At 71.8% G+C, this 25,052-nt stretch carries 26 protein-coding genes; 7 read left to right on the forward strand and 19 right to left on the reverse strand.

Translation table 11 applies throughout. The features are described from left to right. Positions 1-110 precede the first annotated feature (110 nt). From rnc to recG, 7 genes are all read right to left on the reverse strand, one after another. Complete coding sequence (gene rnc / locus ACIRB4_RS25975; RefSeq protein ID WP_403294585.1) at positions 111-923, reverse strand: ribonuclease III; 813 nt, start codon at positions 921-923, stop codon at positions 111-113. 19 nt (positions 924-942) lie between these two features. Next, positions 943-1,116 (reverse strand): 50S ribosomal protein L32, encoded by a 174-nt coding sequence (gene rpmF, locus ACIRB4_RS25980; RefSeq protein ID WP_030496967.1) that lies wholly within the window; start codon positions 1,114-1,116, stop codon positions 943-945. A 2-nt stretch (positions 1,117-1,118) separates the two neighbouring features. Further along, positions 1,119-1,766 (reverse strand): YceD family protein, encoded by a 648-nt coding sequence (locus tag ACIRB4_RS25985; RefSeq protein WP_403294718.1) that lies wholly within the window; start codon positions 1,764-1,766, stop codon positions 1,119-1,121. A 153-nt stretch (positions 1,767-1,919) separates the two neighbouring features. Further along, positions 1,920-2,954 carry an ATP synthase F0 subunit B gene (locus tag ACIRB4_RS25990; protein ID WP_403294586.1) on the reverse strand — a complete coding sequence of 345 codons (1,035 nt, stop codon included), beginning with the start codon at positions 2,952-2,954 and terminating at the stop codon, positions 1,920-1,922. A 110-nt stretch (positions 2,955-3,064) separates the two neighbouring features. Further along, the gene (gene coaD / locus ACIRB4_RS25995) at positions 3,065-3,556 is read right to left on the reverse strand and encodes a pantetheine-phosphate adenylyltransferase (protein ID WP_356894206.1); all 492 of its coding nucleotides are present in this window, start codon (positions 3,554-3,556) and stop codon (positions 3,065-3,067) included. A gap of 26 nt (positions 3,557-3,582) precedes the next feature. Further along, the gene (gene rsmD, locus ACIRB4_RS26000) at positions 3,583-4,164 is read right to left on the reverse strand and encodes a 16S rRNA (guanine(966)-N(2))-methyltransferase RsmD (protein ID WP_403294587.1); all 582 of its coding nucleotides are present in this window, start codon (positions 4,162-4,164) and stop codon (positions 3,583-3,585) included. A gap of 100 nt (positions 4,165-4,264) precedes the next feature. Beyond that, on the reverse strand, positions 4,265-6,415 hold the full coding sequence (gene recG / locus ACIRB4_RS26005) for an ATP-dependent DNA helicase RecG (protein WP_403294719.1): 2,151 nt from the start codon (positions 6,413-6,415) through the stop codon (positions 4,265-4,267). Positions 6,416-6,692: 277 nt separating this feature from the next. Between recG and ACIRB4_RS26010 the strand changes: the two genes are divergently transcribed. Together ACIRB4_RS26010 and ACIRB4_RS26015 are read left to right on the forward strand one after the other, a co-directional pair. Then, entirely contained in the window at positions 6,693-8,519 is a 1,827-nt protein-coding gene (locus ACIRB4_RS26010) for an HSP90 family protein (protein ID WP_403294588.1), read from the forward strand. Then, on the forward strand, positions 8,516-11,317 hold the full coding sequence (locus ACIRB4_RS26015) for a tetratricopeptide repeat protein (RefSeq protein ID WP_403294589.1): 2,802 nt from the start codon (positions 8,516-8,518) through the stop codon (positions 11,315-11,317). The genes ACIRB4_RS26010 and ACIRB4_RS26015 overlap by 4 nt, the downstream gene beginning before the upstream one ends. A gap of 61 nt (positions 11,318-11,378) precedes the next feature. Here ACIRB4_RS26015 and ACIRB4_RS26020 read toward each other — a convergent pair whose 3' ends face one another. Then, positions 11,379-12,965: a DAK2 domain-containing protein gene (locus ACIRB4_RS26020; protein WP_403294590.1), complete on the reverse strand. Its 1,587-nt coding sequence runs from the start codon at positions 12,963-12,965 to the stop codon at positions 11,379-11,381. 258 nt (positions 12,966-13,223) lie between these two features. Here ACIRB4_RS26020 and rpmB point away from each other — a divergent pair, with 258 nt between their 5' ends. Beyond that, positions 13,224-13,409 (forward strand): 50S ribosomal protein L28, encoded by a 186-nt coding sequence (gene rpmB / locus ACIRB4_RS26025; RefSeq protein ID WP_003957616.1) that lies wholly within the window; start codon positions 13,224-13,226, stop codon positions 13,407-13,409. Positions 13,410-13,586: 177 nt separating this feature from the next. Here the strand turns inward: rpmB and ACIRB4_RS26030 are convergent, their stop codons facing one another. The 4 genes from ACIRB4_RS26030 to ACIRB4_RS26045 form a co-directional block, all read right to left on the reverse strand. Beyond that, positions 13,587-14,321, reverse strand: a complete 735-nt coding sequence (locus tag ACIRB4_RS26030) for an NIPSNAP family protein (RefSeq protein WP_403294591.1) — start codon at positions 14,319-14,321, stop codon at positions 13,587-13,589. Between the two features lie 92 nt (positions 14,322-14,413). Beyond that, positions 14,414-14,842: an Rrf2 family transcriptional regulator gene (locus ACIRB4_RS26035; protein ID WP_403294592.1), complete on the reverse strand. Its 429-nt coding sequence runs from the start codon at positions 14,840-14,842 to the stop codon at positions 14,414-14,416. 113 nt (positions 14,843-14,955) lie between these two features. Beyond that, positions 14,956-15,762 carry a bifunctional hydroxymethylpyrimidine kinase/phosphomethylpyrimidine kinase gene (gene thiD, locus ACIRB4_RS26040; protein WP_403294593.1) on the reverse strand — a complete coding sequence of 269 codons (807 nt, stop codon included), beginning with the start codon at positions 15,760-15,762 and terminating at the stop codon, positions 14,956-14,958. After that, positions 15,759-16,721, reverse strand: a complete 963-nt coding sequence (locus ACIRB4_RS26045; RefSeq protein WP_403294594.1) for a thiamine-phosphate kinase — start codon at positions 16,719-16,721, stop codon at positions 15,759-15,761. The genes thiD and ACIRB4_RS26045 overlap by 4 nt, the downstream gene beginning before the upstream one ends. Positions 16,722-16,939: 218 nt before the next feature. On the opposite strand from ACIRB4_RS26045, the gene ACIRB4_RS26050 reads away from it, so the two are divergent. Further along, positions 16,940-17,173: an Lrp/AsnC family transcriptional regulator gene (locus ACIRB4_RS26050; RefSeq protein ID WP_403294595.1), complete on the forward strand. Its 234-nt coding sequence runs from the start codon at positions 16,940-16,942 to the stop codon at positions 17,171-17,173. A 23-nt stretch (positions 17,174-17,196) separates the two neighbouring features. Then, positions 17,197-17,679, forward strand: a complete 483-nt coding sequence (locus ACIRB4_RS26055) for a DUF3515 domain-containing protein (protein WP_403294720.1) — start codon at positions 17,197-17,199, stop codon at positions 17,677-17,679. A gap of 47 nt (positions 17,680-17,726) precedes the next feature. On the opposite strand, the gene ACIRB4_RS26060 is transcribed toward ACIRB4_RS26055, so the two are convergent. From ACIRB4_RS26060 to ACIRB4_RS26070, 3 genes are all read right to left on the reverse strand, one after another. Then, positions 17,727-18,866 carry a D-alanine--D-alanine ligase family protein gene (locus ACIRB4_RS26060; protein ID WP_403294596.1) on the reverse strand — a complete coding sequence of 380 codons (1,140 nt, stop codon included), beginning with the start codon at positions 18,864-18,866 and terminating at the stop codon, positions 17,727-17,729. A 102-nt stretch (positions 18,867-18,968) separates the two neighbouring features. Continuing rightward, complete coding sequence (locus ACIRB4_RS26065) at positions 18,969-19,970, reverse strand: NAD(P)H-dependent glycerol-3-phosphate dehydrogenase (RefSeq protein ID WP_403294597.1); 1,002 nt, start codon at positions 19,968-19,970, stop codon at positions 18,969-18,971. Further along, positions 19,967-20,719 carry a lysophospholipid acyltransferase family protein gene (locus tag ACIRB4_RS26070; RefSeq protein WP_403294598.1) on the reverse strand — a complete coding sequence of 251 codons (753 nt, stop codon included), beginning with the start codon at positions 20,717-20,719 and terminating at the stop codon, positions 19,967-19,969. Before ACIRB4_RS26070 ends, ACIRB4_RS26065 begins: the two co-directional genes overlap by 4 nt. A gap of 137 nt (positions 20,720-20,856) precedes the next feature. Between ACIRB4_RS26070 and cofC the strand changes: the two genes are divergently transcribed. Next, positions 20,857-21,504: a 2-phospho-L-lactate guanylyltransferase gene (cofC, locus tag ACIRB4_RS26075; RefSeq protein ID WP_403294599.1), complete on the forward strand. Its 648-nt coding sequence runs from the start codon at positions 20,857-20,859 to the stop codon at positions 21,502-21,504. A 10-nt stretch (positions 21,505-21,514) separates the two neighbouring features. Then, positions 21,515-21,724 (forward strand): hypothetical protein, encoded by a 210-nt coding sequence (locus ACIRB4_RS26080; protein ID WP_403294600.1) that lies wholly within the window; start codon positions 21,515-21,517, stop codon positions 21,722-21,724. Between the two features lie 82 nt (positions 21,725-21,806). On the opposite strand, the gene ACIRB4_RS26085 is transcribed toward ACIRB4_RS26080, so the two are convergent. The 4 genes from ACIRB4_RS26085 to leuC all read right to left on the reverse strand — a co-directional run bounded on the left by ACIRB4_RS26085 (position 21,807) and on the right by leuC (position 24,983). Further along, positions 21,807-22,484 (reverse strand): HU family DNA-binding protein, encoded by a 678-nt coding sequence (locus tag ACIRB4_RS26085; RefSeq protein ID WP_403294601.1) that lies wholly within the window; start codon positions 22,482-22,484, stop codon positions 21,807-21,809. A gap of 143 nt (positions 22,485-22,627) precedes the next feature. Further along, positions 22,628-22,855, reverse strand: coding sequence for a hypothetical protein (locus ACIRB4_RS26090; protein WP_361434521.1), 228 nt, complete (start codon positions 22,853-22,855; stop codon positions 22,628-22,630). A gap of 104 nt (positions 22,856-22,959) precedes the next feature. Further along, positions 22,960-23,553: a 3-isopropylmalate dehydratase small subunit gene (leuD, locus tag ACIRB4_RS26095; RefSeq protein ID WP_403294602.1), complete on the reverse strand. Its 594-nt coding sequence runs from the start codon at positions 23,551-23,553 to the stop codon at positions 22,960-22,962. Positions 23,554-23,558: 5 nt separating this feature from the next. Beyond that, a complete protein-coding gene (gene leuC / locus ACIRB4_RS26100; protein WP_403294603.1) occupies positions 23,559-24,983 on the reverse strand; it encodes a 3-isopropylmalate dehydratase large subunit in 1,425 nt (474 codons plus the stop codon). Positions 24,984-25,052 lie beyond the last annotated feature (69 nt).

The following is a 25,052-nucleotide window of genomic DNA, read 5'->3' on the forward strand; positions in this document are numbered from 1 at the left end:
CGAAGCCTACCGCCCGGACGGCCACCCCCGGCTGGAGGGTTCCACGCGGAACGACCCCGCCCGGGACCCTGGTCGGGGTCCCGGGCGGGGTCGTTCAGGAAGCGGTGGTCTCAGGCCGAGGCCTGGTCCGCGGCGGAAGAGACGTCGGCGCCCTCTTCCGTTCCCGCCTCGGCCGCGGCCTTCGCCGCCGCCAGGCGTTCGTCCGCGGCCGAGCGGATCGCGCGCCACGCGGATTCCGCGGCCTGCTGCTCCGCTTCCTTCTTGCTGCGGCCGGTGCCGGTGCCGTACGAGACACCACCGACGCGGGCGGCAGCAGTGAAGACCTTCTCGTGGTCCGGGCCCGTCTCGGAGACGAGGTACTCCGGAACGCCCAGGCCCTCGGCCGCGGTCAGCTCCTGGAGGCTGGTCTTCCAGTCCAGTCCGGCACCGAGGTTCGAGGACTTCTCGATCAGCGGGTCGAAGAGCCGGTGCACCAGCTCGGACGCCGCGTCGAGGCCCTGGTCGAGGTAGACCGCGCCGATCACCGCTTCAAGGGTGTCGGCGAGGATGGACGCCTTGTCCCGGCCACCCGTGCCCTCTTCGCCCCGGCCGAGCCGGATGAAGGAGCCGAGTTCGAGGCCGCGGCTGACCTCCGCCAGCGCACGCGAATTGACCACCGCGGCCCGCAGCTTGGCCAGTTGGCCCTCGGGCAGGTCGGGGTGGGTGCGGTACAGCGTGTCCGTGACCACCAGGCCGAGCACGGAGTCCCCGAGGAACTCCAGACGCTCGTTGGTGGGCAGGCCGCCGTTCTCGTACGCGTACGAGCGATGCGTCAGCGCACGCACCAGAAGGGCGGACTCGAGCTGATACCCGAGCCGCCCTTCCAGAAGCGTGTGGGACGAGGCATTGTCCGTCTTGTTGTCCGTCTTGTGGGACTCAGACATTGCGCCTCTCACCAGCCACTCAGACCGAGAGGACCTGGCGCTTGTTGTAGGTGCCGCAGCTCGGGCACGCGATGTGCTGCTGCTTCGGCTCCTGGCAACGCTCACACGAAACCAGGGTGGGGACCGCAGCCTTCCACTGCGACCGGCGGTGGCGCGTGTTGCTGCGCGACATCTTCCGCTTCGGAACAGCCACGGCTACTTCTCCTGCTTCTCGGCGGCGCGTCCGGATCCAGGCTCGTCGCCGCTCATGTTGTCCTTCTCATCGGTTCCCAGCGAACCGGCGAGTCCCTGCAGTGCCGCCCAACGGATGTCGACGGCTTCATGGTGGTGGTCCGGGTTGTCGTTCAGGTTGGTTCCGCATTCGGAACACAGACCCGCACAGTCCTCCCGGCACACCGGCTGCATCGGCAGTGCGAGCACCACCGCATCACGCAGCACGGGTTCGAGGTCGAACATGCCGTCCTCGAGGGGGATCATGTCCTCGTCTTCCTCGGCTTCGTCGCCCGCGGCCGCCTTGGAGCGGCCCCGGTCGTCGGAGTCGGGGTACGAGAACATCTCCTGGAAGTCCACGTCGAGCTCAAGCTCGACGGGCTCCAGACACCTTACGCACTCCCCCTCGGCCGATGCACGGGCGGTGCCTGTGACAAGCACCCCTTCCATGACCGACTCGAGACGGAGATCGATCTCCACGGGGGCGCCTTCCGGCACTCCCACGACCCCTTCGACACCGAGGTCGGCGGGGGCCGCGACCGAACGGGAGAGCCGCTGGAGGGCACCAGGACGCCGCCCCAGCTCGTGTGTGTCGAACACGAGGGGGTTGCGGTGGTCGAGGCGCGTGCTCAGGGTTCTTCCTGCTTTCGGTTCGTGGGAGGGCTGCCGTGTTCGAATCGAGAGACGAAGCGGGCAGCGTGGATCGCGGGCATACGCGCGACCGAAGAGCCAGGATACTGGACGCTTCGCTCAGGGCCCAATCCGGGCCCGTGCGGCACCGGGGTCTCAGCGCCCCTGCTCGTACCGGCGCAGCTGCTCCAGGTCGATCATGCCGGTGTCGAAGAAGCTGGTCTCGTCGAGAGCGGCGGCCTGCGGCTGCTGGGGCTGGTGCGGGGGCTGCGGCTGCTGGTCGTAGGCGTACTGCTGCTGGTACGCGTACGGGTCCTGGTTCTGGTTCTGGTAGGCGTACGGGTCCTGCTGCTGGTACGCGTACGTCTCCTGAGGCTGCTGCTGGTAGCCGTACGGGTCGGGCTGCTGGGCCGGGAGCTGCGGGGCGTCCTGCGGGACGTACTGCCGCACCGGCTCCGGGTCGGCGAGCTCCGCGAGCCCGGCCAGATAGTCGGCGTCGCTGGTGTGCACCGCGCCGCCGCCGGCCGCGTCCTGGGCCGCCATGTGCTCGCCCAGGGCGTCGCTGGTGGTGCGCCCGTGCAGCTTCTGCCGGCCGCGGCCGACCGCCTCCAGGGTCTTGGACAGCACGGCCTCGAAGGCGCCCAGCTTGGCGTCGACATAGGCGTCGGCCCGGTGGATCAGGGTCTGCGGGTCCGAGCTGTACTCCGGGGCGTCCTCGTCGGCGTACCCCTGCTCGTCCAGGCCCGGGCCCCGGCCGAGGAGCTTCTCGCGGCCGCGGTCGACGGAGCCGATGGTCTTGTTGAGGACGACCTCGAAGTTGGCGAGCTTGGAGTCGACGTAGTCGTCGGCCTCGGCGCGGATCTCCTCGGCCTCGCGGCGTGCCTCGGCGAGGATCCGGTCGGCCTCGTCCTGGGACTGGCGGGCGACCTGCGTGTCGGAGATCAGGGAGCCGCGCTCGGCGTGGGCGGCCTCGATGATCCGCTCGGCCTCCCGACGGGCCTGCTCGACCATCTGCTCGCGCCCGCCGAGGAGCTCCTGGGCCTGGGCGAGCGAGCCCGGCAGGGCCTCCCGTACCTCTTCGAGCAGGGCGAGCAGCTCGGCGCGGTTGATCACACAGGATGCCGACATGGGCATGGAGCGGGCGTTGGCGACCGTCGAAACGATCTCGTCGAGCTTCTTCTGCACGTCCACCGGGTGTTCGCCACTCTCTACAGCTGAATGAAGACGGACGGGACGACTGTAAGGGCAGTCGTCCCCCGTCCGACACCGAGTGACGGTCTGTCAGCGGCGGTGGCGCGTGGTCACTGTCCGCCGCGCTGCTGGGCGAGGCGCTCGGTGAGCCGTCCGAGTACGGCCTCGGGCACCAGGTGGGAGACGTCGCCGCCCCAGGCGGCGACCTCCTTGACCAGCGAGGACGACAGGAAGCTGTAGGTGGGGTTGGTGGGGACGAACAGGGTCTCGACGCCCGAGAGGCCGTTGTTCATCTGCGCCATCTGCAGCTCGTAGTCGAAGTCGCTGACCGCGCGGAGGCCCTTGACGATGGCCGGGATGTCGCGCTGTTTGCAGAAGTCGACGAGGAGGCCGTGGAAGGACTCCACCTCGACGTTCCCGAAGTCGGCGGTCACCTCGCGGATCAGCTCGATCCGCTCGTCGACGGTGAACAGCCCCTTCTTGGACTGGTTGATCATCACCGCGACGTGTACGACGTCGTACAGCTTGGAGGCGCGGGCGATGATGTCGAGATGTCCGTTGGTGATGGGGTCGAATGACCCCGGACAGACGGCGCGGCGCAACTTGGGTCCCTCGCTCTCCGGTCCGGTCATCGTGCGTCTTCGCACGTAGAGGCGGCGCGACCGTACCAAAACGTTCCCTCGCCGTAGCGACGGGCTCGCAGTGGCTCGAAACCGGCCGGCCAGCCGAATTCCCCGCCTCGGGTGCTGCGCTCCACGGTGACGAGAGCGTCCTCCGCGATCCAGCCCCCGGAGCGGAGTGTGAGGAGGATCTCGCGAAGATCGTCGTCGGAGACGGCGTACGGGGGGTCGAGGAAGACCAGGTCGTACGGCTCCGCCGGGGCCGGGCCCGTCACGATCTGTTCCGCTTTGCCGGTACGGAGTTCGGCGCCGGGCAGTCCGAGGGTGCGGATGTTCTCGCGGACGGTCTTCGCGGCGCGCGGGTCGGCCTCGACGAGCAGCGCGTGGGTCGCGCCGCGGGACAGCGCCTCCAGGCCGACGGCGCCGGAACCTGCGTACAGGTCGACGACCCGTGCCCCGGCCAGGCCGTGGAACGACTCCCAGGTGGAGAAGAGGCCCTCCCGCGCCCGGTCGGAGGTGGGGCGGGTGCCGTTGCCCGGCGGTACGGCGAGTCGGCGTCCGCCGGCGGTGCCGGCGATCACGCGGGTCATCTGGGTCCTCGCTCTGTATGGGCCGTGAGCCGTCTGTCTGGGCCGTGAGCCGTCAGCCATTGCGTGTGCAATAGCTTATGGCGGCTGCCGGCCTGCCGCGTCAGCCCTTCTCCAGGTACTCCTCGCGTTCCTTGTCGAGGAGGGCGTCGAGGGCGGTGCGCAGCTCGGGGTGGTCGGTGAGGTCGGGGTCGGCGAGGACGACGGCGGTGGCCTCCTCGCGGGCGGCCGTGATGACGTCCTCGTCGTCGATGACGGTGAGCATCCGCAGCGAGGAGCGGACGCCGGACTGGGCCTGGCCGAGGACGTCGCCCTCGCGGCGCTGTTCGAGGTCGATCCGGGAGAGTTCGAAGCCGTCGAGGGTGGCGGCGACGGCGGCGAGGCGCTGCCGGGCGGGGCTGGCCTCGGGCATCTCGGTGACCAGGAGGCACAGACCGGGGGCGGAGCCGCGACCGACGCGGCCGCGGAGCTGGTGGAGCTGGGAGACGCCGAACCGGTCGGCGTCCATGATCACCATGGCGGTGGCGTTGGGGACGTTGACACCGACCTCGATGACGGTGGTGGCGACGAGGACGTCGACCTCGCCGGCGGCGAAGCGGCGCATGACGTCGTCCTTGTCGTCGGGGTGCATCCGGCCGTGCAGGACCTCGACGCGCAGCCCGGCGAGCGGGCCGGCCCTCAGCTTCTCGGTGACGTCGAGGACGGCGAGCGGCGGGCGCTTCTCCGCCTCGTCCTCGGGGGTGGACTTCTTCTTCCCCTTGGGGTCGTCCTCGCCGTCGCCGATGCGAGGGCAGACGACGTACGCCTGGTGGCCGTTCTCCACCTCTTCGCGCACGCGGTCCCACGCGCGCGTGAGGAAGTGCGGCTTGTCGGCGGCGGGGACGACATGGCTGGCGATCGGTGAGCGCCCGGCGGGCAGCTGGTCCAGGACGGAGGTCTCCAGATCGCCGAAGACGGTCATGGCGACCGTGCGCGGGATGGGCGTCGCCGTCATCACGAGCAGGTGAGGGGGCTGTTTCCCCTTGCCGCGCAGGGCGTCGCGCTGCTCCACACCGAAGCGGTGCTGCTCGTCGACGACGACCAGGCCCAGGTCGTGGAAGCGCACCTTGTCCTCGATCAGGGCGTGGGTGCCGATGACGATCCCGGCCTCGCCGGTGACGAGGTCGAGCAGGGCCTGACGGCGGGCGGCCGCGCCCATGGAGCCGGTGAGGAGCACGACCTTGGTGCCGTGCTCGGAGCCGCCGAGCAGGCCGCCCTCGGCGAGCTCGCCCATCATCTCGGTGATCGACCGGTGGTGCTGCTGGGCGAGGACCTCCGTGGGGGCGAGCATGGCGGCCTGTCCCCCGGCGTCCACGACGGCGAGCATGGCCCGCAGGGCGACCATCGTCTTTCCGGATCCGACCTCGCCCTGGAGGAGCCGGTGCATCGGGTGCTCGGTGGCGAGGTCGTCGAAGATCTCCTTCGAGACCTTCCGCTGGCCGTCGGTGAGAGTGAAGGGGAGTTTGGCGTCGAAGGCGTCGAGGAGGCCGCCCGGGACGGGACGGCGGGCGACGGCGGGGAGTTGGGTGTCGGCGAAGCGACGGCGGGCGAGGGCGACCTGGAGGACGAACGCCTCGTCCCACTTCAGCCGCTGCCGGGCGTCCTCGATGTCCGCCCTGGTGCGAGGGCGGTGCACCTTCTGGAGCGCCTCGGGCAGGGCGGCGAGGCCGCGGCCCTCGCGCAGGGCGGGCGGCAGCGGGTCGGCGAGTCCGGCCCAGCCGGTGGCGGCCATGGAGTCCAGGACGATGGAGACCGACTGCTCGATGGTCCAGGACTCCAGCTGCTTGCAGGCGGGGTAGATCGGCAGCAGCTCGCTCGCGAACGCCTTGACCGTCTCGTCGCTGCTGTCGGCGTCGAGGAGCTTGTACTCGGGGTGGGAGAGCTGGAGCTTGCGGTTGAAGAGCCCGACCTTGCCGGCGAACATGCCGCGCCGGCCCGGCAGCAGCTCCTTCTGGTGGAAGAAGACCGCCCGGCCGAAGAAGACCAGCTGCATCCGGCCGCTGCCGTCGGTGATCGTGACCTCGAGCCGCTGGCCCTTGCCCCGCCCGCCCTTGTTGAAGGTCAGCACGCGGGCGTCGGCCACCTGGGCGACGACCGTGACGTGCTCGTCCAGGGGCAGGTCGGCCAGCGCGGTCAGCTCCCCGCGCTCGGCGTACCGCCGAGGATAGTGGTGGAGCAGGTCGCCGACCGTACGCAGGTCGAGATGGTCGGCCATCACCTTCGCGGTGGCGGCCCCGAGGACGTTCTTGAGCGGGTCACCGAGCAGCACGGCGGCTCCCCTCGGGCAGTCGGTTCAGTGGTTCGTCGAGCACGGGCACGCGTTCCATTGCACACCACCGCACCGACAACCGTCCCGCAGGCTGTGGATATCCGCTGGTCACGTCGGCTCCGCGGCGCCTAGGATGGCGGCTCTTCCCACCCCTTCCGCGATCACCGGCCGCCGGGATCGCCCGACCCGCGCCGTCGCCCGTCCCCCCACCGGCGCAGCGACGATGACTGCTGACCAGACACCGCACACGTTCCAGGTCGATCTGCGCGGCCTCGTGGATCTCCTCTCCCACCACCTCTATTCGAGCCCCCGGGTCTATCTGCGCGAACTGCTGCAGAACGCCGTGGACGCCATCACCGCCCGCCGTGCCGAGCAGCCGGACGCCCCTGCCCTTGTCCGGCTGTACGCCGACGGCGCCGGCCTGCGCGTCGAGGACAGCGGCATCGGGCTGACCGAGCAGGACGTGCACAGCCTCCTGGCCACGATCGGCCGCAGTTCCAAGCGCGCCGGCACCGACGGCATCGCGTCCGTGCGTGCCGAGTTCCTCGGGCAGTTCGGCATCGGGCTGCTCGCCTGCTTCGTCGTCGCCGCCGAGATCCGGGTGGTGAGCCGCAGCGCCCGCACGCCCGACGCGCCTCCGGTGGAGTGGACCGCCCGCGAGGACGGTTCGTACACCGTCCGTACGCTCCCCGACATCGCCCGGACGGAGCCCGGCACCACGGTGCATCTCGCCGCGCGCCCGGGCTCGGGTGAGTGGCTGACCGAGGAGAAGGTGCTGTCGCTGGCCCGGGAGTTCGGCTCCCTCCTCCCGTACGAAGTACGGGTCGGGGACCGGGCGGTCACCGATCTGCCCGCGCCCTGGGACCGGTCGTATCCGAGCCCGGCCGCCCGCCGGGTCGCGCTCGCCGGGCACTGCCGGGACCTGTTCGGCTTCACCCCGCTCGACTCGATCGATCTGGACCTGCCGCTGGCCGGCATCCGGGGTGTGGCCTACGTCCTGCCGTCGGCGGTGAGCCCGGCCCAGCGGGCGGGCCACCGGGTCCACCTCAAGGGCATGCTGCTGACCGAGCGGGCCGACGGCCTGCTGCCCGACTGGGCGTTCTTCGTGCGCTGCGTCCTGGACACGGACAGCCTGCGGCCGACCGCCTCGCGCGAGTCCCTGTACGAGGACGAGACGCTGGCGGGCGTACGGGACGCGCTGGGCGCCGCGATCCGCGACTGGCTCGCCGGTCTCGCCGCGGGCGCGCCCGAGCGGCTGGAGGCCTTCCTCGCCGTGCACCACCTGGGTGTGAAGTCGCTGGCGCGGCACGACGGCGAGATGCTGCGGACGATGCTGCCCTGGCTGCCGTTCGAGACGACCGACGGCCGTGTCTCCCTGGAGGAGTTCGCCCGGCGCCATCCGGTGGTGCACTACACCCGTACGGTCGAGGAGTTCCGGCAGGTCGCCGCCATCGCCTCCGCGCAGGGCATCGGCGTGGTCAACGGCGGCTACACCTACGACACGGAGCTGGTCGAGCGGCTCCCCGAGGTGCGGCCGGGCACCCCCGTCGCCGAACTCGACGCGGACACCGTCACCGCCCACCTGGACGCGGTCGATCCGGCGCGGGAGCTGGCGCTGTCGCGGTTCCTGTCGGTGGCGCGTGCCACGCTGGATCCGCTGGGCTGCGATGTGTCGCTGCGTTCCTTCCACCCGCTGACGGTGCCCGCGCTGCATCTGGACGACCGCTCGGCGCGTCATGAGCGGGCCCGCGCGGACGCCGAGGAGGAGGCCGACGGTCTGTGGGCGGGCATCCTCGGTTCGCTGCGCGGTAGCGCGCCGCGGGCCCGGCTCGTCCTGAACGATCTGAATCCGCAGGTCCGCCGGATCGGCGCCCTCGACGACCCGGGGCTGGCCGGGACGGCCGTCGAGGCGCTCTACGGGCAGGCGCTGCTGATGGCGCAGCGGCCGCTGCGCCCCGCCGACTCGGCGCTGCTCAACCGGGCGTTCGCCGGGCTGCTGGACTGGGCCACCCACGACGGGGAGAGCCACAAGGGGGAGAAGAAGGCATGACGCTGACGTTCGACGCTCTGCGCGAGGCCATGCGCGACAACTACGAGCAGCCGGAGGGCCCCGCGCGCAACGCGCGCGCCGAACGGCTGCTCGCCGAGGCCGAGCTGATCGGCGAGCCGCCGGCCGTGATCGAGGCCCTCGGCCATCAGCTGCAGGTCTACAACTACAGCTCCGAGAAGGCGAAGATGTTCGTTCCCTTCGCCCGGCTGCTGCGGATGTGGGACGAGAACCCGGCGGACTTCGACGCATACGAGACGCACTCCCTGCACTGGGTCTTCAAGTGGGTCTCCAGCGGCATGCTCGACCAGCCGCACATCCCGCTCGCCTCGATCGAGAAATGGCTCGGCGAGATGGAGCACCGCTACCGCCTCGCCGGGCACTCGGAACGGGCCGTGCGGCAGGGCGAGTTCCGGGTGGCGCGGCATGTCGGGGACAGGGAGCGGGCGGCGCGGGCGTACGCCGCCTGGCTGGCGGCCGACCGGGACCGGATGGCCGACTGCCACGCCTGCGAGCTGCACACCCAGGGCCTGTGGCGCGCGGAGCTCGGGGAGGACGACAAGGCCCTGGAGACGTGGGCGCCGGTCCTGGACGGCGAGCACACCTGCTCCCACGAACCGCACGCGGTCCTGGCGTCCTCACTGCTGCCGCTGCTCCGGCTGGGCCGGGCCGAGCAGGCGCGGGCGAACCATCTGCGGGGCTACCGCCTGGTGCGGCCGATGGAGAGCATGCGCGCTTCGGTGGCGCTGCACATCGAGTTCTGCGCGCTGACCGGCAACGAGGCGCGGGGTCTGGAGATCCTGGCGGAGCGTCCGGCCTACTTCACCGACAGCGGCGACCCGGACAGCCAGGCGGACTTCCTCGCCGTGACGGCGCTGCTGATGGACCGCCTGGTGGCGCTCGGTCACGGCGAGCAGTCGGTCCCGGGTCCCGCCGGATCGTCCTGGACGGCGCGGGAGCTGGCCCTCCACGCGCGCGTGGAGGCTCTCGCCATCGCCCGTCGCTTCGACGAGCGCAACGGCACGGAGCGGGTCAGCGAGGTCGTACGGAAGCGGATGGACGCCCTGCCGTTCCTCGACCGGCTGCCGCTGGGGGTACGGGCGTCGGCGCCGGTGCCCGTGCGGGCGCCCGCGCCGGTGGCCGGTCCCGCGGTGCTCTCCCGTGATCCGCTCGCGGAGGCGCGGCGGCTGTCCCGGGAGCGGCGACCCGAGGCCGGCGAGGCGTGGGCGGCGCTGGGGCGGGCGGTGGACGCGGGCGAGGTGACGCTCGACGCCCTCGCGCGGGCCGAGCTGGCCGACCACCGGGCCAGGTCCCTGGAGGAGGGCCCGGAGGGCACCCTGCGGCTGTTCCTGGCGGCGGCGGAGGGGTACGAGGCGGCGGGCGATCCCGGTGAGGCGCAGGCCGCGCGGGCCCGGGCGGCGTACGCGCTCTGGATGGACGAGAAGCCGGAGGAGGCGCTCGCGGCGGTGGCGGAGCCGATCGCCCGGCTGCGCGCGCTGTTCGAGGACGGCGGGGCGACACCGCGCCAGGTGTCCGGGGCGCTGCTGCTGCGGGCGCGGATGCTGAGGACGGCGGAGGCGGTCGGCGAGGTCCTGGAGTTCGCCGAGGAGCACGGCGAGGACGGCGCGGGCGGGGAGGACGGCGACGGCGGCGCGTGGCTGACGGACCGGGTCGCCGAGGCCGAGTCGCTGCGGGGTGACCTGGCGGCGCGGGACGGTGATCTGCCGGCGGCGCTGGCCCGGTACGAGCGGTCGGCGGAGCTCTTCCTCGCGGCCGGACTGCCCTGGTACGCGGCCGAGCCGGAGACCGACGTCGCGGGGATCGCCCAGCACCTGGGGGACGCGGAGACGGCCGAGCGGGCGGCGCGGGCCGCCCTGAAGCACGGGGCGGAGCACGCTCCGGCGGCCGGTCAGGCCCGGCTGCGGCTGCGGCTCGCGGAAGTGCTGGGCGGGACCGGCCGGTTCGGGGAGGCGGCGGAGCACGCGCTGGAGGCGGCGCACTGGGCGGACGAGGCGGGCGAGAGCCGGGGCATCGGGACGTACGCGCGCCATCTGCTCGGCGGCTGGCTGCTGCGCGACGGGCGGGCGGCCGAGGCGGCGGCGGTCCTGGAGGCGGTGCTGCCGGACCTGTCCGTGGAGGACCACGGCGACGGGACGGTCGTCCAGACCCTGTGGTGGCTGGGCGACTGCCTGACGGAGCTGAGCGAACCCCGGTCGGCGGCGGAGCAGTGGCTGCGGGCGGCGGAGCTGGCGAAGGAGTGGCCGGAGCAGCGGGACCACGCGATGCTGGCCAACCTGGCGGCGCAGGCGCTGATGCGGGCGGAGCTGAAGCCGCAGGCCGCGGCGGCGTACGAGCGGGCCGGCGAGCTGTGGCGGGAGCTGGGCGACACGACGGCGTACGTCCGTACGGTCCGGGTCCGCGCGTGGCTCGCGGGCCCGGAGTCGGGTGGCGTGGAGCTGATGGAGGCGGCCGCGGAGGCGTGCGGGGAGGACGCGGCGGAACGCGCGGACACGTACCGCCAGACCGTCGAGCTGATCGCGGGCGCGGAGGGGGCCGGGGAGCGGGAGCTGCGGGCCGCCCTGCCGTACGCGCGGCGCGCGGCGGCCGCCTTCGCCGAGGCGGGCCCGGAGTTCCGGGACGGCCGGGCGGGGGCGGAGCTGCTGGCGGGGTGGCTCCAGCTCGACCTGGGCGACGGCTCGGCGGCGGCGGAGGCGGCGCGGGGCGTGCTGGCGGAGTTCCCGGACGCGGACGCGCCCCGGCACGAGGAGGCGGCGGAGCTCCTGAAGCGCGCGACCGCCTGAGCGGGTGGGGGCGGGGAGATCCCCCGCCCCACGAGACTCCCGGACCAAGGGTCCGCCGAGGCTACTCCACGCCGATGAGGAGGGGTGGCGCTCCGGGCCCCGCGTGGTAGGTCGTGGTGTCGACCGCCAAGTACGTGTCGCGGACGTGGCGTTCGAGGGCTGATGCCAGGGTCTCGGGGGTGTCGGTGGCGACGATCAGGGTGACCAGTTCGCCGCCCGCCGACAGCATCCGGTCCAGGACCGTCCGCGCTGTGGCCGTCAGGTCCTGGCCGATGACCGCCACGTCGCCCTCGATCAGGCCGAGGACGTCACCGGCCTGGCACACGCCCGCCGAGGTGAAGGACTGCCGTTCGGCGACGGCCAGTTCGGCGTAGCGCGTGGCGCCCGCCGCCGCCGTCATCGCCACCACGTCCTCGTCGAAGCGGCGCTCCGGCTCGTGGACGGCCAGGGCCGCGATGCCCTGGACGGCCGCGCGGGTCGGGATCAGGGCGACCCGGATGCCCTCGGCGCGGGCCTGTTCGGCCGCGGCGCCCGCCGTGTGCCGCAGGGCGGTGTCGTTCGGCAGGAGGACCACCTCGCGCGCGTGGGCCCGCCGGATCGCGTCGACCAGCTCCCCGCTGGCCGGCGGCTCGCCCGCCCGCGCCAGGACCGTCGTGGCGCCCGCCTCCTGGCACAGGCCCGCGATGCCCTCGCCGGGTACCACCGCGACCACCGCGCGCTGCATCCGCTCGGCCGGCGCCACCCCCGCGAAGTGCGTGATCCGGATCCGGTACGGGCGTCCCGCCTCCACGCCCGCCTCGACCGCCGCTCCCGCGTCGTCGACATGGACGTGGACGTTCCACAGCCCGTCACCGCCCACGACGACGAGCGAGTCCCCCAGGTCGTCCAGCCGGGACCGCAGCCGTTCCACGGCCTCGTCCTCCGCCTCCAGGAGGTAGATCACCTCGAACGCGGGGCCGCGCCTGCTCTCCTCGGCCGGGCACTCCTCCTCGTCCCGTACGGGACGTCCGGGGCGGACCGGCCGAATCTGCGCCTCGCCCGACACCACCTCGACCAGGGCGCCGAGGACCGCCACCAGGCCGCGCCCGCCGGCGTCCACGACGCCCGCGCGCTGGAGTACGGCCAACTGTCCCGGGGTCTCCTCCAGGGCCGTCCTGGCCCCCTCGTAGGCCCCTCTGGCCACCGTCACGAGGTCCCCGCCTCGTGCGCAGGCGTCCGCCGCGGCGTGCGCCACGGTCAGGATCGTGCCCTCGACAGGGTGTGCCACGGCCCGGCGGGCTGCGGCGGAGGCGGCCGTCAGCGACTTGGCGAGGTGATCGCCGTCGCGCCCGTCGGCGAGGACGGACGCCATGCCGCGCAGCAGCTGCGAGAGGATCGTCCCGGAGTTGCCCCGCGCCCCGATGAGGGCACCGTGCGCCATGGCCCGTATCGCGTCCACGGCGTCCGGCTCGTCGGCCGCGAAGACAGCCTCGACCGCCTGTGCGGCGGATTCCACTGTGAGATAGAGGTTGGTGCCGGTGTCCCCGTCGGCGATCGGATAGACGTTGATCGCGTCGATCTCCTCGCGCTCCCGGCCGAGCGCCTCCAGCGCCCGTACGCACCAGGATCGGACCGCTGCGGCGTCGAGGGTCTGCGCGGTCTGCGGCAACGGGTGATCCTCCTGTGGACGGCCTGCGCGGCACGGGCCGCGCCTGGGCGGCGAGCTCACCGCAGGGTAGACCCGCTCGTGACCTGGGCCGGGGACGGGGGCCGCCGAGGTCATGGTAGTTTCGTTCTACGGGAGCAGCCGTTGTATGCTGCTTCGGTTGCCCGGCGAGAGTCGGGCCATTCCCCCGGCAAGCCACTTCAGAACTCTGATTCCGGTGCGCCGGATTTCACTGTAAATCTGAAGTCTTTGGAGTGACCCGTGGCTGCCAACTGCGACGTCTGCGGCAAGGGGCCGGGCTTCGGCAACAACATTTCGCACTCGCACCGCCGTACGTCCCGTCGCTGGAACCCGAACATCCAGCGCGTGCGTGCCGTGGTCGGTCGGACGCCGAAGCGGCTCAACGTCTGCACCTCGTGCATCAAGGCCGGCAAGGTCTCGCGCTAAGTGATGCTCCCCGCGCAAGCGGGGAAGATCCCGCCGACGTTTTGTCGTAGCGCAGCCCCTGCGGTTGCCTTGAAAGGCCGGTTCACCTCGGTGAACCGGCCTTTTGCCATGCCCTGAGGTCGGCGGCGCCGTGATCGTCTCCATCCGGAGCGGGTCGTCGGCGCTGCTCCTCTCGTCTCAGCGCAGCAGTGACCGCTCCGTGGGCGCCAGCCGGAGGTGTTGCGGCGCTCTGGCCCACCCCCGCGACAGGGTCGGCAGCAGCTCCCCCCAGCTTCCGGACTCCTGCAGGCGACGCAGGTGGTCGTCGAGCCGGTCCTCGTCGGTGAACCGCGCGAAGAAGACGAAGACCTCCTCGCCCGTCCGTACCGGCAGCGCCGGGAAGGTGTTCGGGGCGTGTTCCGAGCGCAGGTACGCCAGCAGCTCGCCGCCGGCCTCGGCCAGGACGGACGGCACCCGCCGCTCGAAGAACTCCACGAACGCGGCGTCGAACGGGCGGTCGCCGTACCAGATCGTGGCGAGGACCCGCGACGGCGGCACGTCCGCCGGATCGCCGGGGGCCCGGCGGGGGGCGGTCGGCACGGGGAACCCGGCGTGTGCCGAGGCCGGCCGCAGCAGCAGGACGTCGTCGGAGTCGATCATCGTCGCGTTGGCCCGGTCGCGGTGCGCCTGCCAGACCGGCCCGCCGTAGAAGCTCTCCAGCGCCTGGGCGCGGCGCGGCATGCCGTCGAAGCCGCGCAGCCAGACGAACCGATCGGGGTCGTCCACGTCGCGAAACTGCCCGAGGACGGTCATACCCGCGTCCTCCTGGGGCTCGACGAACTCCCGGTCGAACAGATCGATCAGTACGTCCCGCTGTCCTGGGCGCAGCGTGTACTGCCGCAGTTCGACGACCGGGCACCGTAGGGCTTTCACCGGACCTGCTCCTCGCTCGATTGATGAAACCGTTTTTGTTACACCAAGGGGTAGGGCTTCCCGGCGGCCATCCGTCCGCCGCCGGACGCGCCTCAGTTCACCAGCGTCTCGCGCAGGACATCGGCGATCGACGTGTCCGCCAGCTCCCGCCGCATGGCCTGCTCGACCCGCCTGTAGACGTCGCTCAGCGCGGGCCGGATGCCCCGGCCGACCGGGCACTCCAGGTTGGGCTCGCTGTGGTGCAGGCCGAACGGCGCCTGCGCGCCGACGGCCTCGTGCACGTCGAGGAGGGAGATCTCCTCCGGCGCGCGGGCCAGACTCCAGCCCGCGCCGGCGCCGTGGCGCACCTCCACCAGGCCGGCTCGCCGCAGGTCACCGAGGCTGCGCCGGATGATCACGGCGTTGGTGTTGACGCTGGCCGCGACCTGCTCCGACGTGAGAACCTCCCGGCCGCGGCGTTGCGCCAGCGCCAGCCAGGCCAGGGCGTGCGTCGCGACGGTCAGTCGACTGTTCGCCGCCATCCACCCTCCCCTTGCCTCCTGATGCTGCAACAGCTTCTGTTACAGCTGGGTGCCCGGTCAAGATCCGGGAGCCGTCCGCCGGTCAGCGCGGCGGCGCGAGCGTGACGTACGTGTCACGCCGAACCCCGCCACCGCCAGGCGTGGTCCACCGGTCCGATGCCCGCGCCCAGCGCGAAACCGGCCGCGATCGCCCCCGTCACGTACGCCTTCGCCTCCCGTACCGCCTCCGGTACCGGCAGCCCCTTCGCGAGGCCCGACGCCACCGCCGAGGCCAGCGTGCAGCCCGTCCCGTGCGTGTGCCGGTTGTCGTGGCGCGGCGCGCGCAGCCAGTGCTCCTCGGCGCCGTCCGTGAGCAGGTCCACGGCCTCCTCGCCGGTCGGCAGATGCCCGCCCTTGATCAGCGCCCAGCGCGGGCCGTACGACAGGATCGCCTCGGCGGCGGTCCGCATGTCGCGCTCGTCGACGACGTGGACGCCGGTGAGCTGCGCCACCTCGTCCAGGTTGGGTGTGGCGACGGTCGCGACCGGCAGCAGCCTCGTCCGTACGGAGTCCAGCGCGGAGGCGGCGAGGAGCGCGTCCCCGTGCTTGGAGACGCCCACCGGGTCGACGACCACGGGCGCGTCCGTCGCGGCGAGCAGTTCGGCGACTGTCTCCACGAGGGCCGCCGAGGCGAGCATGCCGGTCTTCACCGCCTGGACGCCGATGTCGTCGACGACGGCGCGGTACTGGGCCCGTACGGCCTCCTCGGGCAGCTCCCACGCCCCGTGGACGCCCCGGGAGTTCTGGGCCGTGACGGCGGTGATCACGCTCATGCCGTGGACACCGAGGGCGAGCATGGTCTTCAGGTCGGCCTGGATGCCCGCGCCGCCGCCGGAGTCCGATCCGGCGACGGTGAGGACGAGGGGCGGCGGGAGGCTCACTCGGTCTCCCCGAAGTGGTCCCAGCCGCCCGTGCTGTGCCAGGGCGCGCCGTCCACGGTCACCTGCGGCAGCGCCGAGGGGTTGAGGACCTCGCCGATGACCTTCCAGCGGGCCGGCAGCTTCACGTCCGGCGGGAAGGTGGCGACGATCGCGTGGTCCTCGCCGCCGGTGAGCACCCACTGCAGGGGGTCGACGCCGACGGCCTGGCCGATGTCGTTCATCTGGGTGGGGATGTCGATGAGGCCGGAGCGCAGGTCGATACGGACCTTGCTGGCCTCGGCGATGTGGCCGAGGTCGGCGATGAGTCCGTCGCTGACGTCGCACATGGCGGTGGCGCCGAGGCCCGCCGCGGCGGGGCCCGCGTGGTACGGCGGTTCGGGCCGCCGGTGCGCCTCGACGAAGGCGCGCGGCGAGCGGAAGCCCCGGGAGAGGACGGCGTAGCCGGCGGCGGACCAGCCGAGCCAGCCGGTGTACGCGACGACGTCGCCGGGCTGTGCCCCGCCGCGGGTCACCGGGTCGTGGTTGCGCAGGTCGCCGAGGGCGGTGATGGCGACGGTGATGGTGTCGCCGCGGACGACGTCGCCGCCGACGACGGCCGCGCCGGCGACCTGGCACTCGTCGCGCAGGCCGTCCATGAGCTCGGTGGGCCAGGTGACGGGCAGTTCGGCGGGGACGACGAGGCCGAGCAGGAGCGCGGTGGGGACGGCGCCCATGGCGGCGATGTCGGCGAGGTTCTGCGCGGCGGCCTTGCGGCCGACGTCGTACGCCGTGGACCAGTCGCGGCGAAAGTGCCGTCCTTCGAGCAGGATGTCCGTGCTGGCCACCACGCGCCGGTCGGGTGCGGAGACGACCGCGGCGTCGTCGCCCGGCCCGATCCGTACCGCCGGGGTGGAGGTGAGCCGGGACGTGAGCTCCTTGATGAGCCCGAACTCGCCCAACTCGCCGACTGTGCCCTTCACCGCGTCTCACCTCGTGTTGTCGTGCCGGCCGTGCGCGCCGACCGCGGGTCGCGAGCCGTCACTGCGCCAGATACCGTCAAGTGGTCCGTCAACTTCTGTCGTGCCTTCGCCACACTGTGGGCGCCTCGGGGCGCGCAGGTCTCCCCGCGGCCCGCGGCGACGCGGTACCGTGGCGTCCCTTTCTCCCACAAGATCCTCGTGGTCGCCCTGGAGGTTCCGTGGTACAGGCGTACATCCTCATCCAGACCGAGGTGGGCAAGGCGTCGACCGTCGCCGAGACCATCTCCGAGATCCCGGGGGTGATCCAGGCGGAGGACGTGACGGGACCGTACGACGTGATCGTCCGCGCCCAGGCCGACACGGTCGACGACCTCGGCCGCATGGTGGTCGCCAAGGTCCAGCAAGTGGACGGCATCACGCGGACCCTCACCTGCCCGGTCGTGCATCTGTAGCCCCCGTCTACGCTTGGCCGGTGATGTCATCCCACCGGCCCTTCGGCCTGCCCGTCGCCGCCGCGGCCGCGGCCGTGCTGCTGCTGTCCGCCGTGGGCTGCTCCTCCACGGACGCGAAGGTGTCGGCCCCGGTTCCCAGCCCTCCGGCGGAGGAAGCCGCCTTCTGCCGGGCGCTGGCGAAGGAACTTCCCGGGACCGTGGCGGGGCTGGAACGGAACGACCCGGAGCCCGACTCCGAGCTGACCGCCGGATGGGGGGACGCGGCGATCGTACTGCGCTGCGGCGTCCCCCGGCCCGACAGGATGAACGATCCCCAGGCACAGGGGGTCGACGCCGACGGTGTGAACTGGCTGTACGAGCCGCGGCAGGGCGACGGACCCCGCTTCACCACGACGTACCGGAAGGCGTACGTCGAGGTGACGCTGGACGAGCGGTACGCGCATGACGTCGGCCCGCTCGTGGATCTCGCCGCCCCCGTCAAGAAGGCGGTCCCGGACAGCGTCTAGGGTCTGTCGTGTGGATCAGGCCGGATCCACACGACAGACCCTAGCGGTCAGCGCAGGCCCGTGGAGCGGGTCAGCGCGGCCTGGATCAGCCGGTCGACGAGCTCGGGGTAGCTGACGCCGCTCTCCTGCCACATGCGCGGGTACATGGAGATCGGCGTGAAGCCGGGCATGGTGTTGATCTCGTTGATGACGAAGTCGCCGTCCTCGGTGAGGAAGAAGTCGGCGCGGACCAGGCCCTCGCAGGAGACGGCCTCGTAGGCGGCGACCGCGAGGCGCTGGACCTCGGCGGTGGCCTCGTCGCCGATCGGCGCGGGCACGATGCCGGACGCCGAGTCGATGTACTTCGCCTCGAAGTCGTAGAAGTCGTGGTCGGTGACGGGCGGGATCTCGGCCGGCACGCTGGCGCGCGGGCCGTCCTCGAACTCCAGGACGCCGCACTCGATCTCGCGGCCGCGCAGCAGCGACTCGACGAGGATCTTGGGGTCGTGGCGGCGGGCCTCCTCGATGGCCTCGTCCAGGCCGGAAAGGTCGTCGACCTTGGTGATGCCCATGGAGGAGCCGCCGCGGGCCGGCTTCACGAAGAGCGGCCAGCCGTGCTCGGCGGCGAACTCCACGATCTTCTTCCGGGCGGCCGCCGGATTCTGCTCCCACTCGCGCGGCCGGATGACCTCGTACGGGCCGACGGGCAGCCCGAAGGAGGTGAACACCCGCTTCATGTACTCCTTGTCCTGGCCGACGGCGGAGGCGAGGACGCCCGCGCCGACGTAGGGGACGCCGGAGAGCTCGAGGAGTCCCTGGAGCGTGCCGTCCTCGCCGTACGGGCCGTGCAGCACGGGGAAGACGACGTCGACGTCGCCGAGGGCCTTGGGCACGGCGCCGGGCTCGGTGTACACGACCTCGCGGTTGGCGGGGTCCACGGAGAGGACCACGCCGCCCGTCTCGGACTCGGCGAGGTCGGCGACGTTCGGCAGGGAGCGCTCGGCGATGGCCATCCGCTCGGGGGCGTCGGCGGTCAGCGCCCAGCGCCCGTCGGTGGTGATGCCGATGGGCAGCACGTCGTACTTGTCCCGGTCGATGGCGCGCAGGACGGCACCGGCGGTGACGACGGAGATGGCGTGCTCCGAGCTGCGTCCGCCGAAGACGACGGCCACGCGCGGCTTGCGGGGGCTCTGGGTGTTCTCGCTCATATCGCGTTGAGCGTACCCTGCGTCTCCGGCAGGCTTGAGTGCCCCGGTGCGCCGCGCGCGTCCGGCCCAACGGGGCTCCCCCGGTGGGCCGCTCGGCGTCGCTCAGCGCCGCTCGGGTTTGGCGCTGCGGGACATCAGTTCCTTGAGGGCGACGATCGGCGGCTTGCCCTCGTGGACGATGGAGACGACGGTCTCGGTGATCGGCATGTCGACGCCGTGTCGGCGGGCCAGGTCGAGGACCGATTCGCAGGACTTGACGCCTTCGGCGGTCTGCTTGGTGGCGGCGATGGTCTCTTCCAGCGTCATGCCGCGGCCCAGGTTGGTGCCGAAGGTGTGGTTGCGGGAGAGCGGCGAGGAGCAGGTGGCGACCAGGTCGCCGAGTCCGGCGAGGCCGGAGAAGGTGAGCGGGTCGGCTCCCATGGCGAGGCCGAGCCGGGTGGTCTCGGCAAGGCCGCGGGTGATGAGCGTGGCCTTGGAGTTGTCTCCGAGGCCCATGCCGTCCGCGATGCCGACGGCGAGCCCGATGACGTTCTTCACCGCGCCGCCGAGCTCGCAGCCGACGACGTCGGTGTTGGTGTACGGGCGGAAGTACGGGGTCATGCAGGCGGCCTGGAGGCGCTGGGCGACGGATTCGTCGGCGCAGGCGACGACGGCGGCGGCGGGCTGCCGGGCGGCGATCTCCTTGGCCAGGTTGGGTCCGGTGAGGACGGCGACGCGGTCGGCCGGGACCTTGGCGACCTCCTCGATGACCTCGCTCATCCGCTTGGCGGTGCCCAGTTCGACGCCCTTCATGAGGGAGACGAGGACGGTGCCGGGGGCCAGATCGGCGGCCCATGCGGCGAGGTTGCCGCGCAGGGTCTGGGAGGGGACGGCGAGCACGGTGAACTCGGCGTCGCGGGCGGCCTCGGCCGGGTCGGTGGTGGCCCGGACCTTCGCCGGCAGTTCGATGCCGGGGAGGTAGTCGGGGTTGGTGCGGGTGGTGTTGATCGCGTCGACGAGTTCGGCGCGGCGCCCCCAGAGGGTCACCTCGCAGCCCGCGTCGGCGAGCACCATGCCGAAGGCGGTGCCCCACGATCCCGTACCGAAGACGGCTGCCTTGGTCACTTCTTGCCCTCTCCGGCGGCCTTGCGCCGCAGTTCCAGCCTTGCCTTGCGGTGGTCGTACGGTTCGGCGGGCGCCTTCTCGCCGCGTACCTCCTCCAGGAGTGCGGTGATCGCGGCCATGATGACCTCGGTCGCCTCGCGCAGCACCTCCGGCGTCGGTTCCTTGCCGTAGAAGCGCGAGAGGTCGACCGGCGGACCGGCCTGAACGATCAGCGTCTTGCGGGGGAACAGCCTGAGCTTGTTCTCCCTGGCGTACGGCGGCATCGCGAGGTTGGCGCCCCACTGGGCGACCGGGATGACGGGGGCCTTGGTGAGCAGTGCGACGCGGGCGGCGCCGGTCTTGCCTGCCATGGGCCACATGTCGGGGTCGCGGGTGAGGGTGCCCTCGGGGTAGAAGGCGACGCATTCGCCGCGCTCGATGGCCTCGACGGCGGCGCGGAAGGCGTCCAGCGCGTTGGTGGTCTCGCGGTAGACGGGGATCTGTCCGGTGCCGCGCAGCATCATGCCGACGAACGAGCCCTTGAAGAGGCCGGCCTTGGCGAGAAAGCGCGGGACGCGCCCGGTGTTGTACTGGAAGTGCGCGTAGGACAGCGGGTCCAGATAAGAGTTGTGGTTGACGGCGGTGATGAATCCGCCGTCGGCCGGAATGTGTTCCGTTCCGCGCCAGTCCCGCTTGAACAGAACCACCAGCGGCGGTTTAGCGATGACCGCCGCCAGGCGGTACCAGAAGCCGATTCTGCGGCGGGACACTCGGACACCTTCCTCTGGGACTGGCTTGCAGGGGGTCAAGTGTCGCCCCATGCTCCTGGTCTGTCGAGAACACCGTACGCCCCGGGCCGAGGCTCCCGCCGGACAGTCTGACCGCGAGCGGGGCGACAATGGCCCCGATGAACACCGATCCGGATGACGGCTGGTCCCTGGTCGTTCCCCTGAAGCCCCTTGCGCGGGCGAAGAGCAGGCTCGCCGCGGCGGCCGGTGCGCGGTCGCGGCCGCGGCTGGCGCTGGCGTTCGCGCAGGACACGGTGGCCGCGGCGCTGGAATGCGCGCGGGTGTGCGATGTGGTGGTCGTCACGGACGATCAGGTGGCGGCGGTGGCGCTCTCGGCGCTGGGGGCGCGGATCGTGCCGGACTCCCCCGCCGCCGGGCTCAACGCGGCGCTGGCCCACGGGGCGCGCACGGTGCGCGGCGGTCGGGCCGGGGCGCGGGTGGCGGCGCTGAACGCCGATCTTCCGGCGCTGCGGCCGGCGGAGCTGGGCCGGGTCCTCCAGCTGGCCGGAGAATTCCCGCGGGCATTTCTCGCGGATGCCACCGGAATAGGTACGACATTCCTCTCGGCGGGCCCGGGAGTGGAATTGGCGCCTGCTTTCGGCGGCGCTTCACGGCGGCGGCATTTGTCGTCGGGGGCGGTGGAAATCCGGCTGGCGGGGGTGGATTCCGTGCGCCGGGACGTGGACACCGGCGAGGATCTGGCGGCGGCGCTCGGCCTGGGCGTCGGGCCGCGGACGGCCGCCCACTTCGATCGCGCCGCCGGATAGGCTGCGGTCCATGCAGGCGACCGCGTACACGTACGACCCCGAGACCCGCAGCGGAAGTGTGCTGCTCGACGACGGCACCCCGGTGGAGTTCGGGGCCGACGCCTTCGACGCGGGCGGGCTGCGGCTGCTGCGTCCGGGGCAGCGGGTGCGGATCGAGACGGAGCCCGCGTCCGGGGGCGCAGCCCCCCGGATCACCCTGATCACCCTGCAGACGTTCTGACGCCTCGGGCAACACCGCGGGCCGCGCTCCCCCGAAGGGGACCGCGGCCCGGCGTGTGAGTGGCCCTGTGACCCTGCGCCGCTTACTTCTTGCGGGCGGTGGTGGTCTTCTTGGCGGGGGTGGTCTTGCGCGCGGTGGTCTTCTTCGCCGGCGCCTTCTTCGCCGTGGCCTTCTTCGCCGGGGCGGTCTTCTTCGCGGTGGTCTTCTTCGCGGCGGCGGTGGTCTTCGCCGGAGTCGCCTTCTTGGCGGCCGTCGTCTTCTTGGCCGCGCTCGTGGTCTTGGTGGCGGTGGTCTTCTTCGCCGTGGCGGCGGAGGTCTTCTTGGCCGGGGTGGCCTTCTTGGCGGCGGCCTTCTTCGCCGCGGCGGCGGAGGTCTTCTTGGCGGCGGCCTTCTTGCCGGCGGCCTTGGCGATGGTGGGCGGCGGCCCGGAAAGGCTGCCCTTGGGCGCCTTCTTGACGGAGACCTCGCCTCCCTTGGGGAGCTTCTTCGAGCCGCTGACCAGGTCCTTGAAGCCCTGACCCGCGCGGAATCGGGGCACGGAGGTCTTCTTGACCCGTACGCGCTCGCCCGTCTGGGGGTTACGGGCGTAACGGGCCGGCCGGTCGACCTTCTCGAACGATCCGAAGCCGGTGACCGAGACCCGGTCCCCGCCGACCACGGCACGCACGATGGCGTCGAGCACGTGGTCGACGGCGTCGGCGGCCTGCTGGCGACCGCCCATCTTGTCGGCAATCGCTTCTACGAGCTGCGCCTTGTTCACGTCTTCCCCTTCGGAGACATTGCCAGAACGAAAGTGTTCAAGCTTTTTCGCACGTTAGGCATGTATATACCGCAAATCAAACACGAAACGGGCTAATCACCCTAGTGCCGCAACGCGGAAGTCCCGTTGCGGAGTTCCTGGTGTCAGTCGTCTTCAGGGAATCGGCCCTCGTCGAGGTCCTTCATCAACCGGTCCAGACGCGCTGCCGCGTCCGCTAGATCGTGCTTCGCCGCGGCCGTCACGACCAGCAGCTTCCGGGACAGCGCCATCCTTACGCCCTCCGGGACTTGCAGTGCGCGCACCTTTGTGTGCGCTTCCTTCAATCGGGCGGCGACTGCCTCGTAGAGCTCGAGTTGGCTGTCGCGTTCCATGCACCGATTGTGCCATCTAGGGCGAGTTGTCGCCCGACGGGGTCTCAACAAGCGACTGCGCCCCCCACCGGAGGGTGGGGGGCGCAGTCGTGGAAAAGCGCTGCTCAGACGGTAATTGTACGGGGCTTGAAGGACGGCCGTGCCGCCTCGTAAGCCGCGATGTCGCCTTCGTTCTGAAGGGTGAGGCTGATGTCGTCCAGGCCGTTGAGCAGTCGCCAGCGGGCGTTCTCGTCGAGTTCGAAGTCGGCTTCGATCCCGGCCGCGAGCACCTTGCGCTGCTCCAGGTCGACGGTGATCTCGGCCGTCGGGTCGGCCTCGGTCAGCTCCCAGAGCCGGTCCACGACCTGCTGGTCGAGGACCACGGTCAGCAGCCCGTTCTTGAGCGAGTTGCCGCGGAAGATGTCGGCGAACCGGGAGGAGATCACGGTCTTGAAGCCGTAGTTCTGCAGCGCCCAGACGGCGTGCTCGCGGGAGGAGCCGGTGCCGAAGTCGGGGCCGGCGACCAGGACCGAGGCACCCTGCCGCTCGGGGCGGTTGAGCACGAACTCGGGGTCCTTGCGCCAGGCCTCGAAGAGCCCGTCCTCGAAGCCGTCGCGGGTGACCTTCTTCAGCCAGTGGGCGGGGATGATCTGGTCGGTGTCGACGTTGCTGCGGCGCAGCGGGACGGCGCGACCGGTGTGTGTGGTGAAGGCTTCCATGGCTCTCAGACCCCCGCGGGCGTAGCGACGTCGGACAGATCGGCCGGGGAGGCCAGATGGCCCAGTACGGCGGTGGCGGCGGCGACCTGGGGGGAGACCAGGTGGGTCCGGCCGCCCTTGCCCTGCCGGCCCTCGAAGTTGCGGTTGGAGGTGGACGCGGAGCGCTCGCCCGGCGCCAGTTGGTCGGGGTTCATGCCCAGGCACATCGAGCAGCCCGCGTGCCGCCATTCGGCCCCCGACTCCTTGAAGACCTTGTCCAGGCCCTCCTCGACCGCCTGCAGGGCGACCCGGACCGAGCCGGGGACGACGAGCATCCGCACGCCGTCGGCGACCTTGCGGCCGCGCAGCAGCTCGGCGGCGTTGCGCAGGTCCTCGATGCGGCCGTTGGTGCAGGAGCCTACGAAGACGGTGTCGACCCTGATGTCCCGCAGCCGCTGCCCGGCGCTCAACCCCATGTACTCCAGGGCCTTTTCGGCGGCGAGGCGCTCCGAAGCGTCTTCGTACGAAGCCGGGTCGGGGACGTTCGCCGAAAGCGGTGCTCCCTGGCCGGGGTTGGTGCCCCAGGTGACGAACGGCGCCAGGGAGGCGGCGTCGATGACGACCTCGGCGTCGAAGACGGCGTCGTCGTCGGTCTTCAGGGTCTTCCAGTAGGCGACGGCGGCGTCCCAGTCCTCGCCCTCGGGGGCGTGGTCGCGGCCCTTCAGATAGGCGAAGGTGGTCTCGTCGGGGGCGATCATGCCCGCGCGGGCGCCGGCCTCGATCGACATGTTGCAGATGGTCATCCGGGCCTCCATCGAGAGCTTCTCGATGGCGGAGCCGCGGTACTCCAGGATGTAGCCCTGGCCGCCTCCGGTGCCGATCTTGGCGATGATCGCCAGGATCAGGTCCTTGGCGGTGACGTCCTCGGGCAGCTCGCCGTCGACCGTGATGGCCATGGTCTTGGGGCGGGCCAGCGGCAGCGTCTGGGTGGCCAGCACGTGCTCGACCTGGCTGGTGCCGATACCGAACGCCAGGGCGCCGAACGCGCCGTGCGTGGAGGTGTGCGAGTCACCGCAGACCACGGTCGTGCCGGGCTGGGTCAGGCCCAGCTGGGGGCCCACGACGTGGACGACGCCCTGCTCGACGTCGCCCAGCGGGTGCAGCCGTACACCGAAGTCGGCACAGTTCTTGCGCAGGGTCTCCAACTGCGCGCGGGAGACCGGGTCGGCGATCGGCTTGTCGATGTCGAGGGTCGGGGTGTTGTGGTCCTCGGTGGCGATGGTGAGGTCGAGGCGACGCACCTGGCGGCCGTTCTGACGGAGGCCGTCGAACGCCTGGGGGCTGGTCACCTCGTGCAGCAGGTGCAGATCGATGAAGAGGAGGTCGGGCTCGCCCTCGGCGCGCCGGACGACATGGTCGTCCCAGACCTTCTCCGCGAGTGTCCTACCCATCGCTTTCCCTCCGGCCGACGTATACGCCGGCACAACTAGAGACCCGTTTCGCGGGCCGTTGTGCGGCCG

It is taken from the genome of Streptomyces sp. NPDC093600 (genome assembly GCF_044764755.1).
Taxonomy (GTDB): Bacteria; Actinomycetota; Actinomycetes; order Streptomycetales; family Streptomycetaceae; genus Streptomyces.

Excerpts from the sequence above, each read along its gene's own strand:
- rnc (WP_403294585.1), bottom strand. The coding sequence starts at position 923 with ATGTCTGAGTCCCACAAGACGGACAACAAGACGGACAATGCCTCGTCC.
- rsmD (WP_403294587.1), bottom strand. The coding sequence starts at position 4,164 with ATGACCCGCGTGATCGCCGGCACCGCCGGCGGACGCCGACTCGCCGTA.
- recG (WP_403294719.1), bottom strand. The coding sequence starts at position 6,415 with ATGGCCGACCATCTCGACCTGCGTACGGTCGGCGACCTGCTCCACCAC.
- ACIRB4_RS26010 (WP_403294588.1), top strand. The coding sequence starts at position 6,693 with ATGACTGCTGACCAGACACCGCACACGTTCCAGGTCGATCTGCGCGGC.
- ACIRB4_RS26015 (WP_403294589.1), top strand. The coding sequence starts at position 8,516 with ATGACGCTGACGTTCGACGCTCTGCGCGAGGCCATGCGCGACAACTAC.
- ACIRB4_RS26035 (WP_403294592.1), bottom strand. The coding sequence starts at position 14,842 with ATGGCGGCGAACAGTCGACTGACCGTCGCGACGCACGCCCTGGCCTGG.
- ACIRB4_RS26055 (WP_403294720.1), top strand. The coding sequence starts at position 17,197 with ATGTCATCCCACCGGCCCTTCGGCCTGCCCGTCGCCGCCGCGGCCGCG.
- ACIRB4_RS26060 (WP_403294596.1), bottom strand. The coding sequence starts at position 18,866 with ATGAGCGAGAACACCCAGAGCCCCCGCAAGCCGCGCGTGGCCGTCGTC.
- cofC (WP_403294599.1), top strand. The coding sequence starts at position 20,857 with ATGAACACCGATCCGGATGACGGCTGGTCCCTGGTCGTTCCCCTGAAG.
- ACIRB4_RS26080 (WP_403294600.1), top strand. The coding sequence starts at position 21,515 with ATGCAGGCGACCGCGTACACGTACGACCCCGAGACCCGCAGCGGAAGT.
- ACIRB4_RS26090 (WP_361434521.1), bottom strand. The coding sequence starts at position 22,855 with ATGGAACGCGACAGCCAACTCGAGCTCTACGAGGCAGTCGCCGCCCGA.
- leuD (WP_403294602.1), bottom strand. The coding sequence starts at position 23,553 with ATGGAAGCCTTCACCACACACACCGGTCGCGCCGTCCCGCTGCGCCGC.
- leuC (WP_403294603.1), bottom strand. The coding sequence starts at position 24,983 with ATGGGTAGGACACTCGCGGAGAAGGTCTGGGACGACCATGTCGTCCGG.